This window comes from Mesorhizobium sp. B3-1-9, from assembly GCF_006439595.1.
Taxonomy (GTDB): Bacteria; Pseudomonadota; Alphaproteobacteria; order Rhizobiales; family Rhizobiaceae; genus Mesorhizobium.
Genome location: NZ_VFTJ01000021.1, coordinates 53,951 through 73,581, shown reverse-complemented (window position 1 = coordinate 73,581; position 19,631 = coordinate 53,951). Strand labels below are relative to the sequence as shown.

23 protein-coding genes are annotated in these 19,631 nt (G+C 63.2%); 2 read left to right on the top strand and 21 right to left on the bottom strand.

Annotated elements, in window-relative coordinates; translation table 11 throughout:
• Positions 1 to 55: 55 nt before the first annotated feature.
• The 3 genes from ntrC to dusB are packed head-to-tail and all read right to left on the bottom strand — an operon-like array spanning position 56 to position 3,680.
• Positions 56 to 1,516 carry a nitrogen regulation protein NR(I) gene (ntrC, locus tag FJW07_RS26800; RefSeq protein WP_140657239.1) on the bottom strand — a complete coding sequence of 487 codons (1,461 nt, stop codon included), beginning with the start codon at positions 1,514 to 1,516 and terminating at the stop codon, positions 56 to 58.
• On the bottom strand, positions 1,513 to 2,655 hold the full coding sequence (locus FJW07_RS26795) for a nitrogen regulation protein NR(II) (RefSeq protein WP_140859354.1): 1,143 nt from the start codon (positions 2,653 to 2,655) through the stop codon (positions 1,513 to 1,515). Before FJW07_RS26795 ends, ntrC begins: the two co-directional genes overlap by 4 nt.
• The gene (gene dusB / locus FJW07_RS26790) at positions 2,652 to 3,680 is read right to left on the bottom strand and encodes a tRNA dihydrouridine synthase DusB (RefSeq protein WP_140859353.1); all 1,029 of its coding nucleotides are present in this window, start codon (positions 3,678 to 3,680) and stop codon (positions 2,652 to 2,654) included. Before dusB ends, FJW07_RS26795 begins: the two co-directional genes overlap by 4 nt.
• A 140-nt stretch (positions 3,681 to 3,820) precedes the next feature.
• Here dusB and FJW07_RS26785 point away from each other — a divergent pair, with 140 nt between their 5' ends.
• Complete coding sequence (locus FJW07_RS26785; protein WP_140859352.1) at positions 3,821 to 5,050, top strand: bifunctional 2-C-methyl-D-erythritol 4-phosphate cytidylyltransferase/2-C-methyl-D-erythritol 2,4-cyclodiphosphate synthase; 1,230 nt, start codon at positions 3,821 to 3,823, stop codon at positions 5,048 to 5,050.
• Positions 5,047 to 5,535, top strand: coding sequence for a CinA family protein (locus FJW07_RS26780; RefSeq protein WP_140859351.1), 489 nt, complete (start codon positions 5,047 to 5,049; stop codon positions 5,533 to 5,535). The genes FJW07_RS26785 and FJW07_RS26780 overlap by 4 nt, the downstream gene beginning before the upstream one ends.
• On the opposite strand, the gene FJW07_RS26775 is transcribed toward FJW07_RS26780, so the two are convergent.
• The 18 genes from FJW07_RS26775 to FJW07_RS32315 all read right to left on the bottom strand — a co-directional run bounded on the left by FJW07_RS26775 (position 5,532) and on the right by FJW07_RS32315 (position 19,610).
• Positions 5,532 to 5,987 (bottom strand): type II toxin-antitoxin system RatA family toxin, encoded by a 456-nt coding sequence (locus FJW07_RS26775; protein ID WP_140785016.1) that lies wholly within the window; start codon positions 5,985 to 5,987, stop codon positions 5,532 to 5,534. The genes FJW07_RS26780 and FJW07_RS26775 overlap by 4 nt on opposite strands.
• 6 nt (positions 5,988 to 5,993) lie before the next feature.
• Positions 5,994 to 6,959 (bottom strand): lipoyl synthase, encoded by a 966-nt coding sequence (gene lipA, locus FJW07_RS26770; RefSeq protein WP_140859350.1) that lies wholly within the window; start codon positions 6,957 to 6,959, stop codon positions 5,994 to 5,996.
• A 118-nt stretch (positions 6,960 to 7,077) separates the two neighbouring features.
• Positions 7,078 to 7,335 carry a GlsB/YeaQ/YmgE family stress response membrane protein gene (locus FJW07_RS26765; protein WP_140646236.1) on the bottom strand — a complete coding sequence of 86 codons (258 nt, stop codon included), beginning with the start codon at positions 7,333 to 7,335 and terminating at the stop codon, positions 7,078 to 7,080.
• A 156-nt stretch (positions 7,336 to 7,491) separates the two neighbouring features.
• The gene (lpdA, locus tag FJW07_RS26760; RefSeq protein WP_140785015.1) at positions 7,492 to 8,958 is read right to left on the bottom strand and encodes a dihydrolipoyl dehydrogenase; all 1,467 of its coding nucleotides are present in this window, start codon (positions 8,956 to 8,958) and stop codon (positions 7,492 to 7,494) included.
• An 18-nt stretch (positions 8,959 to 8,976) separates the two neighbouring features.
• Positions 8,977 to 9,615 carry an SGNH/GDSL hydrolase family protein gene (locus FJW07_RS26755; RefSeq protein ID WP_140859349.1) on the bottom strand — a complete coding sequence of 213 codons (639 nt, stop codon included), beginning with the start codon at positions 9,613 to 9,615 and terminating at the stop codon, positions 8,977 to 8,979.
• The gene (locus FJW07_RS32150; RefSeq protein WP_246680877.1) at positions 9,612 to 9,863 is read right to left on the bottom strand and encodes a hypothetical protein; all 252 of its coding nucleotides are present in this window, start codon (positions 9,861 to 9,863) and stop codon (positions 9,612 to 9,614) included. The genes FJW07_RS26755 and FJW07_RS32150 overlap by 4 nt, the downstream gene beginning before the upstream one ends.
• 189 nt (positions 9,864 to 10,052) lie before the next feature.
• The gene (locus FJW07_RS26745) at positions 10,053 to 11,429 is read right to left on the bottom strand and encodes a pyruvate dehydrogenase complex dihydrolipoamide acetyltransferase (protein ID WP_140859348.1); all 1,377 of its coding nucleotides are present in this window, start codon (positions 11,427 to 11,429) and stop codon (positions 10,053 to 10,055) included.
• Entirely contained in the window at positions 11,429 to 11,779 is a 351-nt protein-coding gene (locus FJW07_RS26740) for a hypothetical protein (protein WP_140859347.1), read from the bottom strand. The genes FJW07_RS26745 and FJW07_RS26740 overlap by 1 nt, the downstream gene beginning before the upstream one ends.
• Before the next feature lie 18 nt (positions 11,780 to 11,797).
• Positions 11,798 to 13,192: a pyruvate dehydrogenase complex E1 component subunit beta gene (locus FJW07_RS26735; protein WP_140859346.1), complete on the bottom strand. Its 1,395-nt coding sequence runs from the start codon at positions 13,190 to 13,192 to the stop codon at positions 11,798 to 11,800.
• Positions 13,193 to 13,207: 15 nt separating this feature from the next.
• Positions 13,208 to 14,245, bottom strand: coding sequence for a pyruvate dehydrogenase (acetyl-transferring) E1 component subunit alpha (pdhA, locus tag FJW07_RS26730; RefSeq protein ID WP_140859345.1), 1,038 nt, complete (start codon positions 14,243 to 14,245; stop codon positions 13,208 to 13,210).
• Positions 14,246 to 14,420: 175 nt separating this feature from the next.
• Positions 14,421 to 14,744 carry a septum formation initiator family protein gene (locus FJW07_RS26725; protein ID WP_140646243.1) on the bottom strand — a complete coding sequence of 108 codons (324 nt, stop codon included), beginning with the start codon at positions 14,742 to 14,744 and terminating at the stop codon, positions 14,421 to 14,423.
• A 155-nt stretch (positions 14,745 to 14,899) separates the two neighbouring features.
• Positions 14,900 to 16,174, bottom strand: coding sequence for a phosphopyruvate hydratase (eno, locus tag FJW07_RS26720; RefSeq protein WP_140646244.1), 1,275 nt, complete (start codon positions 16,172 to 16,174; stop codon positions 14,900 to 14,902).
• 389 nt (positions 16,175 to 16,563) lie between these two features.
• Positions 16,564 to 16,929, bottom strand: a complete 366-nt coding sequence (locus FJW07_RS26715; RefSeq protein WP_095818099.1) for a PRC-barrel domain-containing protein — start codon at positions 16,927 to 16,929, stop codon at positions 16,564 to 16,566.
• A 70-nt stretch (positions 16,930 to 16,999) separates the two neighbouring features.
• Positions 17,000 to 17,206 (bottom strand): dodecin family protein, encoded by a 207-nt coding sequence (locus FJW07_RS26710; protein ID WP_140657211.1) that lies wholly within the window; start codon positions 17,204 to 17,206, stop codon positions 17,000 to 17,002.
• 86 nt (positions 17,207 to 17,292) lie between these two features.
• A complete protein-coding gene (kdsA, locus tag FJW07_RS26705) occupies positions 17,293 to 18,138 on the bottom strand; it encodes a 3-deoxy-8-phosphooctulonate synthase (RefSeq protein ID WP_140859344.1) in 846 nt (281 codons plus the stop codon).
• Positions 18,135 to 19,019 carry a VOC family protein gene (locus FJW07_RS26700; protein WP_140859343.1) on the bottom strand — a complete coding sequence of 295 codons (885 nt, stop codon included), beginning with the start codon at positions 19,017 to 19,019 and terminating at the stop codon, positions 18,135 to 18,137. The genes kdsA and FJW07_RS26700 overlap by 4 nt, the downstream gene beginning before the upstream one ends.
• Positions 19,020 to 19,089: 70 nt before the next feature.
• Positions 19,090 to 19,380: a Dabb family protein gene (locus FJW07_RS26695; protein ID WP_140646248.1), complete on the bottom strand. Its 291-nt coding sequence runs from the start codon at positions 19,378 to 19,380 to the stop codon at positions 19,090 to 19,092.
• A 101-nt stretch (positions 19,381 to 19,481) separates the two neighbouring features.
• Positions 19,482 to 19,610, bottom strand: coding sequence for a hypothetical protein (locus FJW07_RS32315; RefSeq protein WP_264296002.1), 129 nt, complete (start codon positions 19,608 to 19,610; stop codon positions 19,482 to 19,484).
• Positions 19,611 to 19,631 lie beyond the last annotated feature (21 nt).

Sequence of the window (19,631 nt, the reverse complement as noted above, 5' to 3'; positions counted from 1 at the left end):
GTGGCCGGGAAGATAATCTTTCCCAGACAAAATTCACCGAGGTGACGAGGTGACGCTACGGCTGCCTGGCCGATTTGTAGACGTTGACGCCGAGTTCGCGGATCTTCTTGCGCAGCGTGTTGCGGTTGAGCCCCAAAAGTTCCGCCGCCTTGATCTGGTTGCCGCGCGTCGCCGTCATCGAAGCCAGCACCAGCGGATACTCGACCTCGGCAAGGATGCGCTGGTAGAGCCCGGCCGGCGGCAATTCGCCGGCGAAAGAGGCGAAATATCGCTGCAGGAAGTGCTCGACTGCCTGGCCGATCGACAGATCGTCGGGGATGAGCGCGCCGCCGTCGGGCACGACCGGCCTTTCGCCCGTTTTCAGCTCGGATTCAATGATTTCCGACGAAATTTCGTCCTGCGAGTAGAGGGCGGCCAGCCGGCGCACCAGGTTTTCCAGCTCGCGCACGTTGCCCGGCCAGGGGTAGCGCTTCATGAGCTCGATGCCGCCGGACGAAATGCGCTTGGTCTGCAAGCCCTCGCTGGCGCCCTGCTTGAAGAAGTGCCGCACCAGATCGGGGATGTCCTCGGAACGCTCGCGCAGCGCCGGCAGCCTCAGCGGTACGACATTGAGGCGATAGAACAGGTCCTCGCGGAAGAGGCCCTGGTTGATGAGCGTGCGCAGATCCTTGTTTGTAGCCGCGACGATACGCACGTCGGTCTTGATCGGCGTGCGGCCGCCGACCGTAGTGTATTCGCCCTGCTGCAGCACGCGCAGCAGCCGGGTCTGCGCTTCCATCGGCATGTCGCCAATCTCATCGAGGAACAGCGTGCCGCCCTCGGCCTGTTCAAAACGGCCGCTGGAGCGGTTCTGCGCCCCGGTGAAGGCGCCCTTCTCGTGGCCGAACAGTTCCGATTCGATCAGGTCGCGCGGAATCGCCGCCATGTTGATGGCCACGAACGGGCCGCCGCGGCGGCGGCCATATTCATGCAGCGCGCGCGCCACCAGCTCCTTGCCGGTGCCTGACTCGCCGCTGATCATGACCGTGAGGTCGGTCTGCATCATGCGCGCCAGCATGCGGTAGATATCCTGCATGGCGGCGGATCGACCGACCAGCGGCATCGTCTCCGGCTGGTCTTCCGCGCGGGCATCGAGCTTCGGCCGCTTCGGCTCGGCCAGCGCCCGGTTGACGATGTTGAGCAGCTCCGTCAGGTCGAACGGCTTCGGCAGATATTCGTAGGCGCCGGTCTCGGAGGCGCGGATGGCGGTCATGAACGTGTTTTGCGCGCTCATGACGATGACCGGCAGCTCGGGCCGCGCCTTCTTGATACGCGGCAGCATGTCGAAGGCGTTTTCGTCCGGCATCACCACATCGGTGATGACGAGATCGCCCTCGCCCGCCGCGACCCAGCGCCACAGCGTCGAGGCGTTGGAGGTGACGCGCACCTCGTGGCCGACCCGCGACAGCGCCTGGTTGAGCACGGTGCGGATGGCCGCATCGTCGTCGGCGACGAGAATATTGCCGCGAGCGGTCATGTGCGGTCTCCTTCAGCTTCCTCGCCTGCGCCGGGCGCGGTCTCCTTCCAGGCCGGAAGCAGGATGCGGAATGTCGTCCCGCGCGGCGTCGAATCGCATTCGATGATGCCGCCATGCTCGCCGACGATCTTGGCTACCAGCGCCAGCCCAAGTCCTGAGCCATTGGGCTTGGTGGTGATGAACGGATCGAACAGGATCGGCAGGATGTCCTCGGAGACGCCGGGCCCGTTGTCATGCACGCAGAACTCCAGCGGCAACGAAACGCGGTCCTGCGTGCCGGGCACGGAAACGCGGATGCCAGGGCGGAAAGCCGTCGAGAGCATGATCTCGCCCTGCGGGTCGGCGCCGATCGCCTCGGCGGCGTTCTTCACCAGATTGAGGAAGACCTGGATCAGTTGGTCGCGATTGGCGAAGACCGGAGGCAATGATGGATCATATTCCTCCAAGATCTTGATCCGCCTTGCAAAACCATTCTTGGCAATCGCCTTCACATGATCGAGCACGACGTGGATGTTGACCGGATAGCGCTCGATCGGCCGCTCGTCGGAAAACACCTCCATGCGGTCGACCAACGAGACGATGCGGTCAGTCTCGTCGGTGATCAGGCGGGTCAGCGCGCGGTCCTCGTCGGAAGCGGAAAGCTCGAGTAGCTGGGCGGCGCCGCGGATGCCGGAGAGCGGGTTCTTGATCTCATGCGCCAGCATGGCGGCCAGGCCGGTGACGGAGCGCGCGGCACCGCGATGCGTCATCTGGCGATCGATCTTGTCGGCCATCGACCGTTCCTGGAACATGACCACGATCGAGCCGGGAAACTCCGTCACCGGCGCGACATAGAGGTCGACCATCTTCTCGATGCCGAGGCGCGGCGACGAGACGTCGACGCGGTATTCGTTGACCGGCGCGCGGCGTTCGCGCACCTGGTCGACCAGCGTCAGCAGGGGGCTGCCGAACGGCACCAGCTTGGACAGCGTGTTGCGGGCGAGCATGGTCGCGCTGGAGCGGAAGAAGTCCTCGGCATCGGCATTGGCAAAAGTGATAAAGCCGTCGAGGTCGACCATGATGACCGGGCGGCGGATGGTGTTGAGCACGATATTGGCGGCATCCGCCATATTGGCCGGCTGGGGAACGTTGGCCTTCATGCCGCGCTCCGCAGGCTGATCGAGGACAAGCTGTCAGTGAACGCGCGGCGCAGCTCGGCGACGACTTCCCGCGGGTCGAAGGAAGTCAGAATGCGTTTGCGCTGCTCGGCTGAAACATCGGCCGTATGGCGGTCAAGATACCAGCCGAGATGCTTGCGCGCCTGGCGCAGGCCGCTTTCGATACCGTAGAGCGAGAGCATGTCCTCGTAGTGGGACACGACGTAGTCGGCGAGCGCCCGCGGCATGCGCGGAATTGCTTGCGCGCTTGCACCGGCGGCGGTTGTGGCAATGTCGCCGGCGATCCATGGTGCGCCATAGTGCGCGCGGCCGATCATCACCGCGTCTGCTCCGGACTGTTCGAGGATTGTCGCCGCCTCTTCCGGCGAGCCGACATCGCCATTGGCCACCACGGGTATCGATACAGCTTCCTTGACGCGCGCGATGGCGCGCCAATCGGCCTTGCCCTGGTAGAACTGGCAGCGCGTGCGGCCATGCACTGTCACCATCTTGACGCCGGCCTGTTCGGCGCGGCGCGCCAGCCTCGGCGCGTTGAGCGCGCTTTCGTCCCAGCCGAGCCGCATCTTGACCGTCACCGGCACCGAAACGGCGCCGACCACCGCCTCGATCAGCGACAGCGCATGGTCGAGGTCGCGCATCAATGCCGAACCGGCATAGCCGCCGGTCACCTTCTTCGCAGGGCAGCCCATGTTGATGTCGATGATATCGGCGCCCTCGCCCGCCGCTATGCGTGCGCCCTCGCCCATATGGACGACCTCGCGTCCGGCCAACTGAACCATATGCACCGGCAGCCCAGAATGGCGGATGCGCAGGTCGCAGCCGGCCCTGCCCTTGGCCAGTTCGCCGCTTGCCACCATTTCCGATACGACCAGCCCCGCGCCATGCGCGTGGGCGCGCTGCCGGAACGGCTCGTCGGTGATGCCCGACATCGGCGCCAGGAAAACGCGATTGCGGATTCTCACGCCGCCGACATCGAGTGGCGATGCCAAAGTGGTCAGTTCAACCATGCACAAAAACCAAGCATGTTCAATCGTTGCACATTCTCTAGCCAGAAATGTGGCATTGTGCAACGCGCAATGACGTCACATTAAGGCGCATTTTGGAAAATGCTGGCCTTCGGCCATCACGCCGACTAGGACCGATCGGAATGAGCGAGGCAAGCGAAAAGCAAACGGCCGGCCCAAGCGGTGGGATCGGGGTGGTGATCGTCGCCGCCGGACGCGGCGCGCGCGCCGGACAGGCCGACGGTCCGAAGCAATATCAGCGCATCGGCGGCCGTGCCGTCATCGCGCATACATTGGATATCTTCCTCTCGCATCCAATGATCGGCCCGGTGATCGTGGCGATCCATGCCGACGATGCTGAACTCTTCCAGCGCGCGGCCGAGGCGCATGGCGATCGTCTTGTCGCCGTGATCGGCGGCCCTTCGCGCCAGGCTTCCGTCCGGCTCGGCCTCCTGGCGCTGAGGGACCAGGCACCCGCAAAAGTGCTGGTGCACGATGCCGTGCGCCCGTTCGTCGACGCCGGGCTGATCGACCGCACCATCGAGGCGATCGGCGAGCGCCAGGGCGCGCTGCCGGCGCTGCCCGTCGCCGATACGCTGAAGCGGGAATCGGCTGCCGGCATGATCGACGAGACGGTGTCGAGAGCCGGCCTTCATGCGGCGCAGACGCCGCAGGGCTTTCCGTTCTGGCCGCTGCTCGCCGCGCACGAAAAGGCGCATCATTTGGGGAAAACGGAATTCACCGACGACGCGGCGATCGCCGAATGGGCGCAGATACCGGTCAAGATCGTTCCGGGATCGCCGGACAACGTCAAACTCACCTGGGCAAGGGATATTGCATTGGCCGACCAGCGGCTCTTGAGCGCGCAGCAGCGCTTCCCGGATATTCGCACCGGCAATGGCTACGACGTGCACGCCTTCGAGCCCGGCGATCATGTAACGCTCTGTGGCGTCGCCATTCCCTACGGGCGAAAACTGTCCGGCCATTCGGACGCCGATGTCGGGCTGCATGCGCTGACCGACGCGTTGCTTGCCACCTGCGGCGCCGGCGACATAGGCACGCATTTCCCGCCGTCCGACCCGCAATGGAAGAGAGCGGCCTCGAAGATCTTCGTCGAGCACGCGGCAAAGCTGGTGCGCGAGCGTGGCGGCCGCATCGCCAATGCCGACATCACGTTGATCTGCGAGGCGCCGCGCGTCGGGCCGCATCGCGCCGCGATGACGGAGGCGCTTTCGGCCATGCTTGGCATCGCGCGCGAGCGTATTTCGATCAAGGCGACAACCAACGAGAAGCTGGGCTTTGTTGGGCGTGGCGAAGGCATCGCCGCGATCGCCACCGCCAGCGTCGTCTACCCGGGAGAGGTGCCGGCATGAGCAACGCCGAACTCGCTATCGCTTTGCTCCAGGCCTGTCAGCAGCGCGGCATCATGCTGGCGACGGCCGAAAGCTGCACCGGCGGCCTGATCATCGCGGCGCTGACCGACATCGCCGGGTCTTCCGCCGTGGTCGATCGCGGCTTCGTCACCTACTCCAACGAAGCCAAGATGGAGATGCTCGGCGTTTCCGCCGCCACGCTTGAGGCACATGGCGCGGTCTCGCGCGAGACGGTGCTTGAGATGGCAGCAGGCGCGCTGGCGCATTCGCAAGCCAGCCTCTCGCTCGCCGTCACCGGCATTGCCGGTCCGGGCGGCGGCTCGACGGACAAGCCGGTCGGCCTTGTCTGGTTCGGGATAGCGCTTGCCGGACAGCCGGTTATCGCCGAGCGGCAGCTGTTCGGTCACAAGGGCCGCGAATTCATCCGGCACGAGACGGTGCGGCACGCGCTGCAGCTTGGGCTGCGCGCGCTCGGTGAGCGTTAGGCTTGCTTCACCCCATAGATGACGTCTGCCCGTTTCTCGAAGGCTTCCGAGAACATGCGGAAGGCGCGATCGAACATCGTGCCCATCACCGCGCCCAGGATGCGGCTCTTAAATTCGTAGTCGATGAAGAAATGCACCTCGCAGCCGCCGCCAGCGGGATCGAAGCGCCAGATATTGCTGAGATATTTGAACGGACCGTCGATGTATTTGACATCGATGGCATGCTCGGCCGGATTGAGCAGCACCTGCGTGGTAAAGGTCTCGCGGATCGCCTTGTAGCCGATGCTCATGTCGGCAACCAGGATGGTGCGGCCGTCGCGCTCCTTGCGAGAGCGCACGGTGAGCGACTCACAGAGCGGCAGGAATTGCGGATAGGCCTCGATGTCGGCAACCAGCGCGAACATCTCTTGCGGCGTGTGCGCAACGCGGCGTGTCGCCTCGAATTTCGGCATTGAAGGTCAGCTGGCCTTCGCGAGCTGCGCCTCGCGCGCCGCGCGCAACCTGGCGAAATCCTCGCCGGCATGATGCGAGGAGCGCGTCAGCGGGCTCGACGCCATCAACAGGAAACCCTTGGTCTTGCCTATCGTCTCATAGGACTTGAACTCGTCCGGCGGGATGAAGCGGATCACCGGATGGTGCTTCTTCGAGGGCTGCAGGTACTGGCCGATGGTCATGAAGTCGACATTGGCCGAACGCAGATCGTCCATCAATTGCAGCACCTCGTTCCGCTCCTCGCCGAGGCCGACCATGATGCCGGATTTGGTGAAGATCGACGGGTCGAGTTCCTTGACCCGCTGCAAAAGCCGGATCGAATGGAAATAACGCGCGCCGGGACGGACCGTCAGGTAATTCGACGGCACGGTTTCGAGATTGTGGTTGAAGACGTCGGGCTTGGCCGCGACCACGATCTCCAGCGCGCCATCCTTGCGCAGGAAGTCGGGCGTCAGGATCTCGATCGTCGTCGAGGGCGTCGCCGCGCGGATGGCGCGGATGACGTCGGCGAAATGCTGCGCGCCGCCATCGGCCAGGTCGTCGCGGTCGACCGAGGTGATGACGACGTGGCTCAGCCCCATCTGCTTGACGGCGTGCGCGACGCGCGCCGATTCATCCGCATCGAGCGCGGTCGGGATACCGGTCGCGACATTGCAGAAGGCGCAGGCGCGCGTGCAGATCTCGCCCATGATCATGAAGGTGGCGTGCTTCTTGTCCCAGCACTCGCCGATATTCGGGCAGCCGGCCTCCTCGCACACCGTCACCAGCTTGTGCGACTTCACGATCTCGCGCGTTTCGGCATAGCCCTTGGAAACCGGCGCCTTGACGCGGATCCAGTCGGGCTTGCGCAGCACCTCCTGGTCGGGCCGGTGCGCCTTCTCGGGATGCCGCGGGCGCGGCCGGTTGGCGATCGTGTCTACGACTGTGACCATCTCAAACCCTTCGCGGCCGCGATTTCGCGAGCCACCTGTCTTTCGTCATCTAGGACTTTTCGAGGCAAAGAAAAAGGCCGTGGCAGCGCATGCCGCCACAGCCTTTTCGCATAGCGGTTCAGCGGCGAACGAGCCGTCCGACGAAGATCAGCAGGCAGGCACCTATGAAGCCGGTTATCAGATAGGCCACCCAGCCGGCACCGAAGGCCCCGATATTGAGGGCCTGCAGGATCGCGTTCAGCACCACGGCGCCGACAATGCCCATGATGATGTTCATGACGATGCCGGTGTTGCTCTTCATGACCATCTCGGCGAACCAGCCCGCCAGACCGCCGACGATGATGGCTGTAATCCAGCCGACGCCATTCATATGCATATGCCAATTCCTCCTCGATCAGGTGAAGATGCATCCGGATACGAACTGCCTTGCCGTCAGCTTTCTCCGGCTGCCGCGAGTGAGTCTCGCCCGACCAATTTAGCATGGATTGACCGTCTATCACCGATTGGTGATCTGTCACCGGTTGGTGACTTGTCATGCGTTCAAAGCGCGGCCATAGGCGTCGAGCACGCTCTCCTTCATCATTTCCGACAAGGTCGGATGCGGGAAGATCGTGTGCATCAGCTCTTCCTCGGTGGTCTCCAGGTTCATCGCCACGACAAAACCCTGGATGAGCTCGGTCACCTCGGCGCCGACCATATGCGCGCCGAGAAGCTGGCCCGTCTTCTTGTCGAAGATGGTCTTGACGAAGCCCTGGTCCTCGCCGAGCGCGATGGCCTTGCCGTTGGCGCTGAAGGGGAAGCGGCCGACGCGGATATCCTTGCCTTCAGCCTTGGCCCTGGCTTCCGTCAAGCCAACGGACGCAACCTGCGGGCTGCAATAGGTGCAGCCGGGGATCTTCAGCTTGTCAATGGCGTGTACGCCCGGGAAATTGGCTATTTTCTCGATGCAGACGACGCCTTCATGCTCGGCCTTGTGGGCAAGCATCGGCGGTCCGGCGACGTCGCCGATGGCGTAGACGCCGGGCACATTGGTCTTGCCGTAGCCATCGACGGCGACGCAGCCGCGGTCCGTCTTCACGCCGAGCGCTTCCAGGCCAAGATTTTCGATGTTGCCCTGCACGCCAACGGCAGAGATCATCCGGTCGGCGGTGATCTTCTCGACCTTGCCGTCCTTCATCTCGACATGCGCGGTGACCGAATTGGCGCCCTTTTCGACCTTGGTTACCTTGGCCTCGAGCAGTATCTTCATCCCCTGCTTCTCGAACTGCTTCTGCGCGAATTTCGAGACCTCGGCGTCCTCGACCGGCATCACCGCCGGCAGCAGCTCGACCACCGTCACATCGGCGCCCATGGTGCGGTAGAAGGAAGCGAATTCGATGCCGATGGCGCCCGAACCCATCACCAGCAGCGATTTCGGCATTTCCTTCGGCACCATCGCCTCGAAATAGGTCCAGATCAGCTTGCCGTCCGGCTCGATGCCGGGCAGCGCGCGCGGCCTTGCGCCGGTCGCGAGAATAATATGCTTGGCAGTGTAGGTGCCCTCGCCCTTGACGCCTTTCGGCACCGGCGGCTGCGGCTCCATCGCCTTCTTCGCGGTCTTCGAAACGACGACCTCGCCCGGTTTGTCACCGGCAGGAGCCTTCGAAAGCTTCGCCTCGCCCCAGATCACGTCGACCTTGTTCTTCTTCATCAGGAAGCCGACGCCGGTGTTCAGCCTGAGCGACACTTTTCGCGAACGGTCGACCACGGCTGATGTGTCGGGGCTGACCTTGCCGCCTTCGAGCTTCAGGCCGTAGTCCTTGAGGTGGTCGGAATAATGCATGATCTCGGCCGAGCGCAGCAGCGCCTTGGTCGGGATGCAGCCCCAGTTCAGGCAGATACCGCCAAGATGCTCGCGCTCGACGATCGCCGTCTTGAAGCCGAGCTGGGCGGAACGCACCGCCGTGACATAGCCGCCGGGGCCTGAGCCGATGATGATGACGTCGTAGGATTCAGCCACGGTTTTTCTTTCTAAGGGTTAGAGTGAGAGCATAATGCGCACGAGCGGCGCCAGAGCCCGGCCGATCCGCCGCGTGTTTTCCGCATCGAGATGGACGCCGTCGAGCGGCGTGGTGGCAGCGACGGTGCCGGCGTCGAAGAAGCCGCAGCCGGCCTCGTCGGCCAGCGCGGAATATTGCGGCGCCAGCCGCTTGGAGGCGTCGTCGCCGCCGGCGAACATTTCCTTGAATTCCGCATTGTCGGTGCGCGTTACCGCTGGCGGAGCGACGATCAGGATCTGCGGCGTATCCCAGTCGAACGGATAGTCGTGGCCGCGCACGATATCGATCAGGCGCTGCATGCCCTGCTTGGCGGCGACCGGATTGCCGTGGATCCACGGCTTCATGTCGTTGGAGCCGAGCATGATGATGACGAGATCGAGCGGCGCATGGCTGGTCAGGACCGTCGGCAGGACGCGGGCGCCATTGCGGTCGGCGCCGGCCAGATGGTCGTCGAAGGCCGTGGTGCGGCCGTTGAGGCCTTCGGCGATGACCTCGACGTCGTCGTCGAGCTCGACCTCGAGCACGCTCGGCCAGCGGTCTGCCAGCGCATGGCGGCCGAGGCTGGCGGCATCATAGCCCCAGGTCAGGGAATCGCCGTAGCACAGAATTGTCTTCACGCCTTCGCCCCGCCTCTACCAAAACCTGTTCGGACATGCCCCACCCGCCAGCGCACGAAGAGCCACTGCACGATCATCGTGACGATGCCTGGCAATATCAGCCCGGCCACCATCGGCCCGTCGCGCTTCATCACATCCTTGCTGGCATCCGTATGGAGCACCAGGCCGACCAGCAGGATGAGCAACACGGCGAATACGATCAGCGACCACTTTCCCGCCTTGGCGACGGCCATGACCGGATCGACCATGAACTGCGCCATGAAGAAGACGACAGTGACGACAGCGGTCCACCAACACCGAGACCATGAAAACGACGATGTATTCTTCCTCGGCACCGGTGGCGACGGCGAGTTCCTGAGCCACCAGCCCGCCGGCGAAGCCGGAAAGGACGAAGGCGAAAAGGCTGGTGAAGAATTTCCGCACCGCCTTTTCCCTTCTTACACCAGCATGCCCATCGGGTTTTCGATCATGCGCTTGAAGGCGCCGAGCAGTTCGGCGCCAAGCGCGCCGTCGACCGCGCGGTGATCAGTCGACAGCGTCACCGACATCACGGTGGCTATTCTGATCTCGCCCTTCTTCACCACCGCACGCTCCTCGCCGGCGCCAACCGCCAAGATCGTCGCATGCGGCGGGTTGATGACCGCGGCAAAGTCCTTGATGCCGAACATGCCCAGATTGGACACAGCGGTGGTGCCGCCCTGATACTCTTCCGGCTTCAACTTGCGGCTCCTGGCGCGGCTGGCCAGGTCCTTCATCTCGTTGGAGATGACCGACAGCGTCTTTTCATCCGCATGCCGGATGATCGGCGTGATCAGGCCGCCGGGGATCGACACCGCGACGCCGACATCGGCGTGCTTGTGCTTGACCATGGCGCTCTCGGTCCACGACGCATTGGCGTCCGGCACAGCCATCAGCGCCATCGCCATCGCCTTGATGACCATGTCGTTGACGGAGAGCTTGTAGGCCGGGGCTTCGCCCTTGTCGGTCTTCCGCATCGGCGCCGCCGCATTCAACTGCGTGCGCAGCGCCAAGAGCGCATCGAGTTCGCAGTCGAGCGTCAGGTAGAAATGCGGAATGGTGGACTTCGCCTCGACCAGGCGGCGCGCAATCGTCTTGCGCATGTTGTCATGCGGCACGAGCTCGTAGGAGCCTTCGGCGAACAGCTTCAGCACCTGGTCGTCCGACATCGGCTTGAGTGCTGGGGCCGGAGCGGATGGAGCGCCGGCGGGCGCCTTCGCCGCCGGAGCGGCCTTGGCGCCGCCGGAAGCGATCGCCGCCTCGACGTCGACCTTCACCACGCGGCCATGCGGGCCGGTGCCTGTCACAGCGGACACATCGACGCCGGCATCCTTGGCGATGCGGCGAGCCAGCGGCGATGCGAAGACGCGATCACCGGCGGCGTGGCCGTTGGCGACGGGAGCCTGCTCGGCCTTCGCCGGCGGGGGCACCGCGGCCGCCGCTGCCGGCTTGGGTGCTTCCTTGGGCGTTTCGGCTTTCGGGGCGTCCGCCTTCGGCGCTTCGGCCTTTGGCGCGGCGTTGCCGCCGCTCTTGGCAGCGGCCGCGGCATCTTCGCCTTCACCAGCCAGGATGGCGATCAGCGCGTTGACCTTGACGCCTTCGGTGCCGGCCGGAACCACCAGCTTGGCGACGGTGCCTTCATCGACCGCTTCGACTTCCATCGTTGCCTTGTCGGTTTCGATTTCGGCGATCACGTCGCCGGGCGAAACCTTATCGCCTTCCTTGACCAGCCACTTGGAAAGATTGCCCTCCTCCATGGTTGGAGAGAGCGCCGGCATGGTGATGTTGATTGGCATCAGATGTCGCCTCTATCTTCAGCGTCTTCTTTGAGTTTTTTTCCAAGAACATCGAAATCGACGTCGTGTCTGTATACCCGATATTGCTTGTTGATATCGATCGTGCCTTGGCGAAGCAGCGCATTGTAGTTGAGCTGCTTCAATTCACTGATGGTTACGATAAGAGAAAGTATCATCTCTACGCCGCCATAAGATTCCACTAGCACCGATGCGACGCCAAAAATGGGATGAAAGTTTATTGAAAGCGTCTCTGTCTCATCCATCGGCTCAAGTCGCTCCTCAAGCCACCAGCCAGTTAATGGCTGGACCGAGTTAACACTTAAGACTCGGAACTGATGATCGTTCTCCAAGCGCTCCTCCCGACCGGCTCAGCGATAAGTGACGGCTTTGACCGCCTCGACGACTTCGCCAACGTTTGGCAGCGCCAGCTTCTCGAGGTTCGCCGCATAAGGCATCGGCACGTCCTTGCCGGCAATGGTGATCACCGGCGCATCGAGGAAGTCGAAGGCACGCTGCGAGACCTGGCTGGCGATGTGGTCGCCGACCGAGTTCTGCGGATAACCTTCTTCCACCACCACGAGACGGTTGGTCTTCTTCACCGAAGCGATGATCGTGTCGAAGTCGAGCGGCCGAATGGTCCTGAGATCGATGATCTCGGCATCGATGCCCATGCCGCGCAACTCGGCCTCCGCCTTGACCGCATAGGTCATGCCGATGCCGAAGGAGACGAGCGTGACGTCCTTGCCTTGCTTGTGGACACGCGCCTTGCCGATCGGCAGCACGAAGTCATCAAGCTTCGGCACATCGAAGGAATGGCCGTAGAGGATCTCGTTCTCGAGGAAGATGACCGGGTTCGGATCACGGATCGCCGCCTTGAGCAGGCCCTTGGCGTCGGCAGCCGTGTAGGGCATCACCACCTTCAGGCCGGGGATATGGCTGTACCAGGCGGCATAGCACTGCGAATGCTGGGCGGCGACGCGCGCGGCCGCGCCGTTAGGACCACGGAAGACGATCGGCGCGCCCATCTGGCCGCCGGACATATAGAGCGTCTTGGCGGCCGAGTTGATGATCTGGTCGATCGCCTGCATGGCGAAGTTGAACGTCATGAATTCGACGATCGGCTTCAACCCGGCCATCGCGGCGCCGACGCCGACGCCGGCAAAGCCATGCTCGGTGATGGGCGTGTCGACGACGCGGCGCGGTCCGAATTCCTGCAGCAGGCCTTGCGTGATCTTGTAGGCGCCCTGGTACTCGGCGACCTCCTCGCCCATGACGAAGACGTCGCCGTCGCGGCGCATCTCTTCCGCCATCGCGTCGCGCAGCGCCTCGCGCACCGTGGTCGACACCATCTCGGTGCCGGCGGGAATGTCCGGATCGGCGGCGATCTCCGCCTTCGGCGCGGCGGCGACCGGCGTGGCAGCGTCGCTCTTGGTCGCGGCGGGTGCCGGCGCCGGCGCGGCTTTTTCGGCCTTGGCGGGCTCTTCTTCACCGATGCCTTCACCGGCCTTGTCGACGTCCTCGCCGTCGACGGCAAGCACGGCGATGACCGCGTTGACCTTGACGCCTTCGCTACCGGCGGGAACCACGATCTTGGCGAGCGTGCCTTCGTCGACGGCTTCGACTTCCATCGTCGCCTTGTCGGTCTCGATCTCGGCGATGACGTCACCGGCGACGATCTTGTCGCCTTCGTTCTTCAGCCATTTGGAAAGATTGCCCTCTTCCATCGTGGGCGAGAGCGCGGGCATGAGAATTTCGATCGGCATGTCCTTGCCCTCTCCTTAGAGTACGATGTCGGTCCAGAGCTCGGACGGATCCGGCTCGGCGTCGTTCTGGGCGAATTCGGCGGCGTCGGCGACGATGTCGCGGACTTCCTTGTCGATGGTCTTGAGCTCGTCCTCGCTTGCCCACTTCTTGTCGAGCAGCCGCACCCGGACCTGCTCGATCGGGTCATGCTCGGAGCGCATCTTCTGCACTTCCTCCTTGGAGCGGTATTTTGCCGGGTCGGACATCGAATGGCCGCGATAGCGGTAGGTCTGCATCTCGAGAATCAGCGGACCGTTGCCGGACCGGCACCATTCGGTGGCCAGATCGGCCGCCGACTTCACGGCGCGGACGTCCATGCCGTCGACCTGGATGCCCGGGATCTTGAAGGAAGCGCCGCGATGCGAGAAGTCGGTCTCGGCCGACGAGCGCGACACGGACGTGCCCATGGCGTAGCGGTTGTTCTCGATGATGTAGATCACCGGCAGCTTCCACAGCGAGGCCATGTTGAAGCTTTCATAGACCTGGCCCTGGTTGGCGGCGCCGTCGCCGAAATAGGTCAGCGAAACGTTCTTGTTTTCGCGGTAGCGGTTGGCGAAGGCGAGACCGGTGCCGAGCGACACCTGCGCGCCGACGATGCCATGGCCGCCATAGAAATGCTTCTCCTTGGAGAACATATGCATGGAGCCGCCCTTGCCCTTCGACAGGCCGCCGCGGCGCCCGGTGAGCTCGGCCATGACGCCGCGTGGCGACAGCTCCATCGCCAGCATGTGGCCATGGTCGCGATAGGCGGTGATCATCTGGTCGCCTTCGACCAGCGCCATCTTCATGCCGGTGACGACGGCCTCCTGGCCAATATAGAGGTGGCAGAAGCCACCGATGAAGCCCATGCCATAGAGCTGGCCGGCCTTCTCCTCGAAGCGGCGGATCAAAAGCATGTGCCGGTAGGCGGAAAGCTCTTCGTCCTTGGTGAAATCGGCCGGCTTGGGCGCTGACAGATTGGGCTGTTTGTCGGATCTGGATTTGGCGGGCGCTTTTTTGGCGGCGGTGGCCATGCGTCACTCCCTGTTGGCGTCTCTTCGCGGACATTCAGGGAGATCGATCGTCTCCCCACCGATTTGCGAGAAGCTAACACGCAAGAATGCATTGCGCCATGCTGAAAAATGCATGGCTGGCATGCATCTAAGCGATTAGAATCATTGAAAATAAAGACGATTAACCGAAATTCGGTTATTTCGTCGAGGCGGGCAGCATGATGGTGATTTCGTCGGGATGGGACAGATTGAGCGCCTTTCGGGCCTGCTCGTCAAGCATATCCTTCTCCAGCGTGCCTTCATGCATCAACTGGACACGACGCTCGAAATCAATTCGGCGCGCCTTCACGGCATCGAGCTGGGCCTGCAATTCAACCGCCCGGGCCTGCAGCCGATATTTGGAATAGATGCCGAATTCGCCGTGATAGGCATGGAAGCCGAAATAGGCCAGGAAGAGCACGCAAAGCGAAGGGATGATCAGCCTGCCGGTGTTTCTCTGCTTGTGCTGACGTGTCCACATGACCCGAACCCTCGCGGCCGCGAACGCAAGCGGCCATGAGTCGTATTTCGCCCGATTGTGCTTAATGGACGGTTACGGGCGGCCTTATCGAGGATCGCCGGAACAAAAAAGGGCGGGAATGACCCGCCCTTTTCAGACTGTTCGAACAGGCTGGATCAGCCCTTGACCACCGACTTGCCGGCGTAGCGCGCCTGCTTGCCGAGCTCTTCCTCGATGCGGATGAGTTGGTTGTATTTGGCGGTGCGGTCCGAGCGCGACAGGGAGCCGGTCTTGATCTGCCCGCAATTGGTGGCGACCGCGAGGTCGGCGATGGTCGAATCCTCGGTCTCGCCCGAGCGATGCGACATGACGGCGGTGTAGCCGGCCTTGTGCGCGGTCTCGACGGCATCGAGCGTCTCTGTCAGCGAGCCGATCTGGTTGACCTTGACCAGGATCGAATTGGCGACGCCCATGCGGATGCCGTCGCGAAGCCGCGCGGTGTTGGTGACAAAGAGATCGTCGCCGACGAGCTGGGTCTTCTTGCCGATCAAGTCTGTCAGGATCTTCCAGCCTTCCCAATCGTCCTCGGCAAGGCCGTCCTCGATGGTGATGATCGGATAGTCGGCAGCGAGCTTGGCAAGGTACTTGGCCTGCGCCTTCGGATCGCGGGTCTTCTTCTCGCCCTCATAGACGTAGTTGCCGTCCTTGAAGAACTCGGTCGCCGCGCAATCGAGACCGAGGGCCACGTCCTCACCAGGCTTGAAGCCGGCCTTCTCGATCGATTCCATGATGAAATCGAGCGCCGAAGGCGCGCTCTTCAGGTTGGGAGCGAAGCCGCCCTCGTCGCCGACATTGGTGTTGTGGCCGGCATCCTTGAGCTTCTTGCGCAGCGTGTGGAAAATCTCCGAGCCCCAGCGCACGCCGTCGCGCAGCGTCGGGGCGCCAATCGGCAGGATCATGAATTCCTGGAAATCGATCGGATTGTCGGCATGCGCGCCGCCATTGATGATGTTCATCATCGGCACCGGCAGGATGTGCGCCTTGGTGCCGCCGACATAACGGTAGAGCGGCAGGCCTGCGGCTTCCGCCGCGGCCTTGGCGACCGCCAGCGACACGCCGAGGATGGCATTGGCGCCGAGGCGGCTCTTGTTCGGCGTCCCGTCGAGCTCGATCATCGTCTGGTCGATATGGATCTGGTTCTCGGCTTCCATGCCGCCGATCGCCTCGAACAGCTCGCCGTTCACCGCTTCGACGGCGCGCTGAACGCCCTTTCCGAGATAGCGCGGCCCGCCGTCCCGCACCTCAACCGCCTCATGCGCGCCGGTCGATGCGCCCGACGGCACAGCGGCGCGGCCCATCGAGCCATCTTCCAGCACCACGTCGACCTCGACGGTCGGATTGCCACGGCTGTCCAGGATTTCACGCCCGACAATGTCGATGATGGCGGTCATTTGCGATGTCCCCGATTGATCGATTGAAGCGTCGCGCCCCTCTTAGCCAAAGCGGAGCAAAAGGCAATCGGCGGGGCAGCAATTATTGCCGCGGGCAAGAGTCACGAAGCGCAAATTTCTGTCATCATAAGTCATGCGCACTGCACGGTCTTCTCATCTATGGTCGCATTCGCGCGGGGCGAAACAGGAGGAGTTTCGCCATGTCCCAGTTGAGCGGTATCGTGAGTTTGTTCTTGATCGCGGCGGCGTTCCTGACGTCATGCGACGATCAGAAACCCCAGCAGAGTTCGGCAGAGCTATCGACTCTCAACGCAGCGGAGTAGGTAAACGTCAAAGGCCCCCGGCTTTATGTCGGGGGCCTTTCGATTTTCAGCTTGCCGATCGTGCGATCAATGCCAATAGGGCTTCACATGGTAATACTGGAATGAAGCATCGCGGGCGGCTTCGCCGTCGGCGCCGGTCAGCTCGTCGATCGAATAGGCAGGCGCGGCCTGGAGCTGTTCCTTGGTGAACGGCACGACGTAGCCGCCTTGATCCTCGTCATAATCGAGCGTCGCCCACGGAACCGCGTGGTACTTCTCGCCCATGCCAAGAAAGCCGCCGAAACCGATGACGGCGAACATGATGCCGTTCGACATCTTGTCGAGCATTACGTCCTCGATGCTGCCGATGCTCTTGCCTTCGGTGTTGTAGACAGACGTGCCGATGACGCGTGAGGCGGCGATGGCTTCGGTATGCCCGGACGGGGTGGTCATGATGGTTCTCCTCTCGTTGAATGCATGCATTGACAATGAGAGGAGCGCACTAAGGTTCCCGACGACCTGCTCAGCTGTCGGTCAGGATGAAGGTGACCTTCATATTGACGCGGTAAGCGGCGATCTTGCCGTCTTCGACGACGATCTTCTGGTCCTGGATCCAGGCGCCCTCGACGTTCTTCAGGGTTTTTGCGGCGCGCGCGATGCCCTGCTCGATGGCATCCTGAAAGCTCTTCGTGGACGACGACGTGATTTCGGTGACGCGGGCAACGGACATGGCTTCCTCCTGCCAAGACGCTCAGTTACGAAACGAGCGTAGTCCCGGCCCGGTGCAACCACAAGCCGGCGCAGGATCGCGTCGGATCAGTGGCCCTTGGCGATCCGGTCGAAGGCCATCAGCTTCTCCAGCAGCGCCGGCATGTCCTTGAGAGGCAACATATTGGGGCCATCCGAAGACGTCGAATTGTCCGGGTCCTGATGGGTTTCGATGAAGACGCCGGCGACGCCGACGGCTACGGCCGCGCGCGCGAGCGTCGCGACAAAGCGCCGTTCGCCGCCGGAGGAGCCGCCTTGCCCGCCCGGCTGCTGCACCGAATGGGTGGCGTCGAAGATAACCGGGGCGCCGATCTCGGCCATGAGCGGCAGCGCGCGCATGTCCGAGACCAGCGTGTTGTAGCCGAACGAGACACCGCGCTCGGTGGTCAGCACGTTCGGATTGCCGGAACCGGTGATCTTGGCGACGACGTTCTTCATGTCCCAGGCCGCGAGAAACTGGCCCTTCTTCACATTGATGACCTTGCCGGTCCTGGCGGCGGCGACCAGCATGTCGGTCTGGCGCGACAGGAAAGCCGGGATCTGCAGGACATCGACATGCGGCGCGACGATCGCACACTGTTCCTCGGTGTGGACGTCGGTCAGCACCGGGAGCCCAAACTCCTTGCGCAGATCGTCGAAGATCGGCATCGCCGCATCGAGCCCGGCGCCGCGCGTCGCCGACAGCGAGGTGCGGTTGGCCTTGTCGTAGCTGGTCTTGTAGACGAGGCCGATACCCAGACGTTCCGTCAGCTCCTTCAGCGCGCCGGCCATGTCGAAAGCGTGCTGGCGCGATTCAAGCTGGCACGGGCCGGCGATCAGCGACAGCGGTGCATTGTTGGCGAAGACGACCTTGCCGACGGTTACCGATGCATTGGGCGCCAGGGGCTTGCTCATGGGTTCTCCCGGAAGATGAAGGCGGCGCCCTGCCCGGGCGCCGGCGGAACGACGACATCATTGCCGCTCATGTTGTGATCGACGGCGCCGGCCGCAAGCACGTGCGCAACTGAAGCTTTGTCGCGGATCGAGAAAACAATCGCCTCAAACCGGAAATGCGACGACGGCTCGGCCGCCAGGCCGAAGCGCTGCGCGTAGGTTTCAGGCGTGACGACGCTCAGGATTGCGTTCGGCAGCCGCACCGCGTCGCCCGCCCCAAGGTCGTCGGCACTCGCGCCGACGGCGATAGAGATCAGCCCGATCTGCGCGGAAGGCGCGTCACTGACCGCAACCACTTCGACGATGCCGGTCACGCCATTGGCATGCGCCTGAAGCGCCGTGCGATCGATCTTCGGCGCGTTGACGCGCTCGCAGGCGAAGAGGAAGGCGTCCGGCGCCTCCTTGGCGGCCGCGAAGGCCAGCTTGAAAGACGCCGTATCGCTCTTTCCGTTCGCGTCGGTGAACACGCGTGAGAAACTAAGCATGTCGCCGGCCGACAGGCCGGCTTCGACAAAGCGCGCATGGTCGGCGTCGGCATTGCCGGCTCCAAGCACGACGGCCGAAAAACCCTCCTCGCCCAGCCGCTCGCGATAAAGGCGGTCGCGCGATATGAAGACATTGCCGGCCGCGATTGCTTGTCCTGCTGCCTGTTCATTTCCCACCGCCAGCGGCTCGAGATAGGTGCCGTCGGCGAAAAAGACGCAGGCGTTCTGCGTGCCGAAAGGGTGGATGCCCGTGGGCGCGACGACAAAGCCGAGCGAGGCCAGACGCGACCGCGCGGCATCGAGGCTTCCGGTAGGCAGCACGAGGTGGTCGAGCGGATGGGCGGAGCTTTTGATCATGCCGGCGCGGTGTGCCCCATTCCGGCCGGCTGTTCAAGAGCGGCGGACCGAAGGAACGTGCTCTGCCGCTTCAGGCCGCGGCCACGACATCCGCCGAATAGCGCAGTTCGCGCAGCGGCTTCACCTTGCTGGTCGTGTCCGCATAGATCGGATCCGCCTTGTAGGCGGCAAGGGCCGCCTCGTCCTCGAACTCGGCATAGACGACGACATCGATCGCGTTGGAAAACAGATCGACCTTGGTGTTGAGCGTCACCTCGAAATGCTTCGAGTGCGGAATCTTGCCGAGCGCCAGCAGGCCCGAGCGCACAGCCTCGACATCTTCCCTGCGCCGCACGCTGAAGAAAACGATGTGCCGGATCAAGCCAGCCTCCCTGGTCTTCGGTTCAGCGGTGTTTCTGTGGGAGCAACGCCCGGGCGTCAACCGGCAACGATGTCGCGCCGCGATGCGAAAGCGGCGAGACCTTACCCGGTGACGTAGCGCACGATGCGTGACACTTCCCGTACGGTCGCGTCGAGGTAGTGGCCGCGATTGTAGAGGCCGTCCCAGAACAGGAAGAAGGTGATGGCGGCGATGACGATCACATAACGCATGGCTAAAACTATCCCATGCGG

Bases quoted from the DNA above. Each gene is read 5' to 3' on its own strand.
- FJW07_RS26700 (WP_140859343.1), bottom strand. From the start codon at position 19,019: ATGATCAAAAGCTCCGCCCATCCGCTCGACCACCTCGTGCTGCCTACC.
- FJW07_RS26735 (WP_140859346.1), bottom strand. From the start codon at position 13,192: ATGCCGATCGAAATTCTCATGCCCGCGCTCTCGCCCACGATGGAAGAG.
- FJW07_RS26710 (WP_140657211.1), bottom strand. From the start codon at position 17,206: ATGTCCGTTGCCCGCGTCACCGAAATCACGTCGTCGTCCACGAAGAGC.
- dusB (WP_140859353.1), bottom strand. From the start codon at position 3,680: ATGGTTGAACTGACCACTTTGGCATCGCCACTCGATGTCGGCGGCGTG.
- FJW07_RS26765 (WP_140646236.1), bottom strand. From the start codon at position 7,335: ATGCATATGAATGGCGTCGGCTGGATTACAGCCATCATCGTCGGCGGT.
- FJW07_RS32150 (WP_246680877.1), bottom strand. From the start codon at position 9,863: ATGGTCGATCCGGTCATGGCCGTCGCCAAGGCGGGAAAGTGGTCGCTG.
- FJW07_RS26715 (WP_095818099.1), bottom strand. From the start codon at position 16,929: ATGACCACCCCGTCCGGGCATACCGAAGCCATCGCCGCCTCACGCGTC.
- FJW07_RS26780 (WP_140859351.1), top strand. From the start codon at position 5,047: ATGAGCAACGCCGAACTCGCTATCGCTTTGCTCCAGGCCTGTCAGCAG.
- FJW07_RS26725 (WP_140646243.1), bottom strand. From the start codon at position 14,744: ATGTGGACACGTCAGCACAAGCAGAGAAACACCGGCAGGCTGATCATC.
- FJW07_RS32315 (WP_264296002.1), bottom strand. From the start codon at position 19,610: ATGCGTTATGTGATCGTCATCGCCGCCATCACCTTCTTCCTGTTCTGG.
- FJW07_RS26745 (WP_140859348.1), bottom strand. From the start codon at position 11,429: ATGCCAATCAACATCACCATGCCGGCGCTCTCTCCAACCATGGAGGAG.
- FJW07_RS26785 (WP_140859352.1), top strand. From the start codon at position 3,821: ATGAGCGAGGCAAGCGAAAAGCAAACGGCCGGCCCAAGCGGTGGGATC.
- lipA (WP_140859350.1), bottom strand. From the start codon at position 6,959: ATGGTCACAGTCGTAGACACGATCGCCAACCGGCCGCGCCCGCGGCAT.
- eno (WP_140646244.1), bottom strand. From the start codon at position 16,174: ATGACCGCCATCATCGACATTGTCGGGCGTGAAATCCTGGACAGCCGT.
- FJW07_RS26775 (WP_140785016.1), bottom strand. From the start codon at position 5,987: ATGCCGAAATTCGAGGCGACACGCCGCGTTGCGCACACGCCGCAAGAG.
- pdhA (WP_140859345.1), bottom strand. From the start codon at position 14,245: ATGGCCACCGCCGCCAAAAAAGCGCCCGCCAAATCCAGATCCGACAAA.
- kdsA (WP_140859344.1), bottom strand. From the start codon at position 18,138: ATGAGCAAGCCCCTGGCGCCCAATGCATCGGTAACCGTCGGCAAGGTC.
- ntrC (WP_140657239.1), bottom strand. From the start codon at position 1,516: ATGACCGCTCGCGGCAATATTCTCGTCGCCGACGACGATGCGGCCATC.
- FJW07_RS26795 (WP_140859354.1), bottom strand. From the start codon at position 2,655: ATGAAGGCCAACGTTCCCCAGCCGGCCAATATGGCGGATGCCGCCAAT.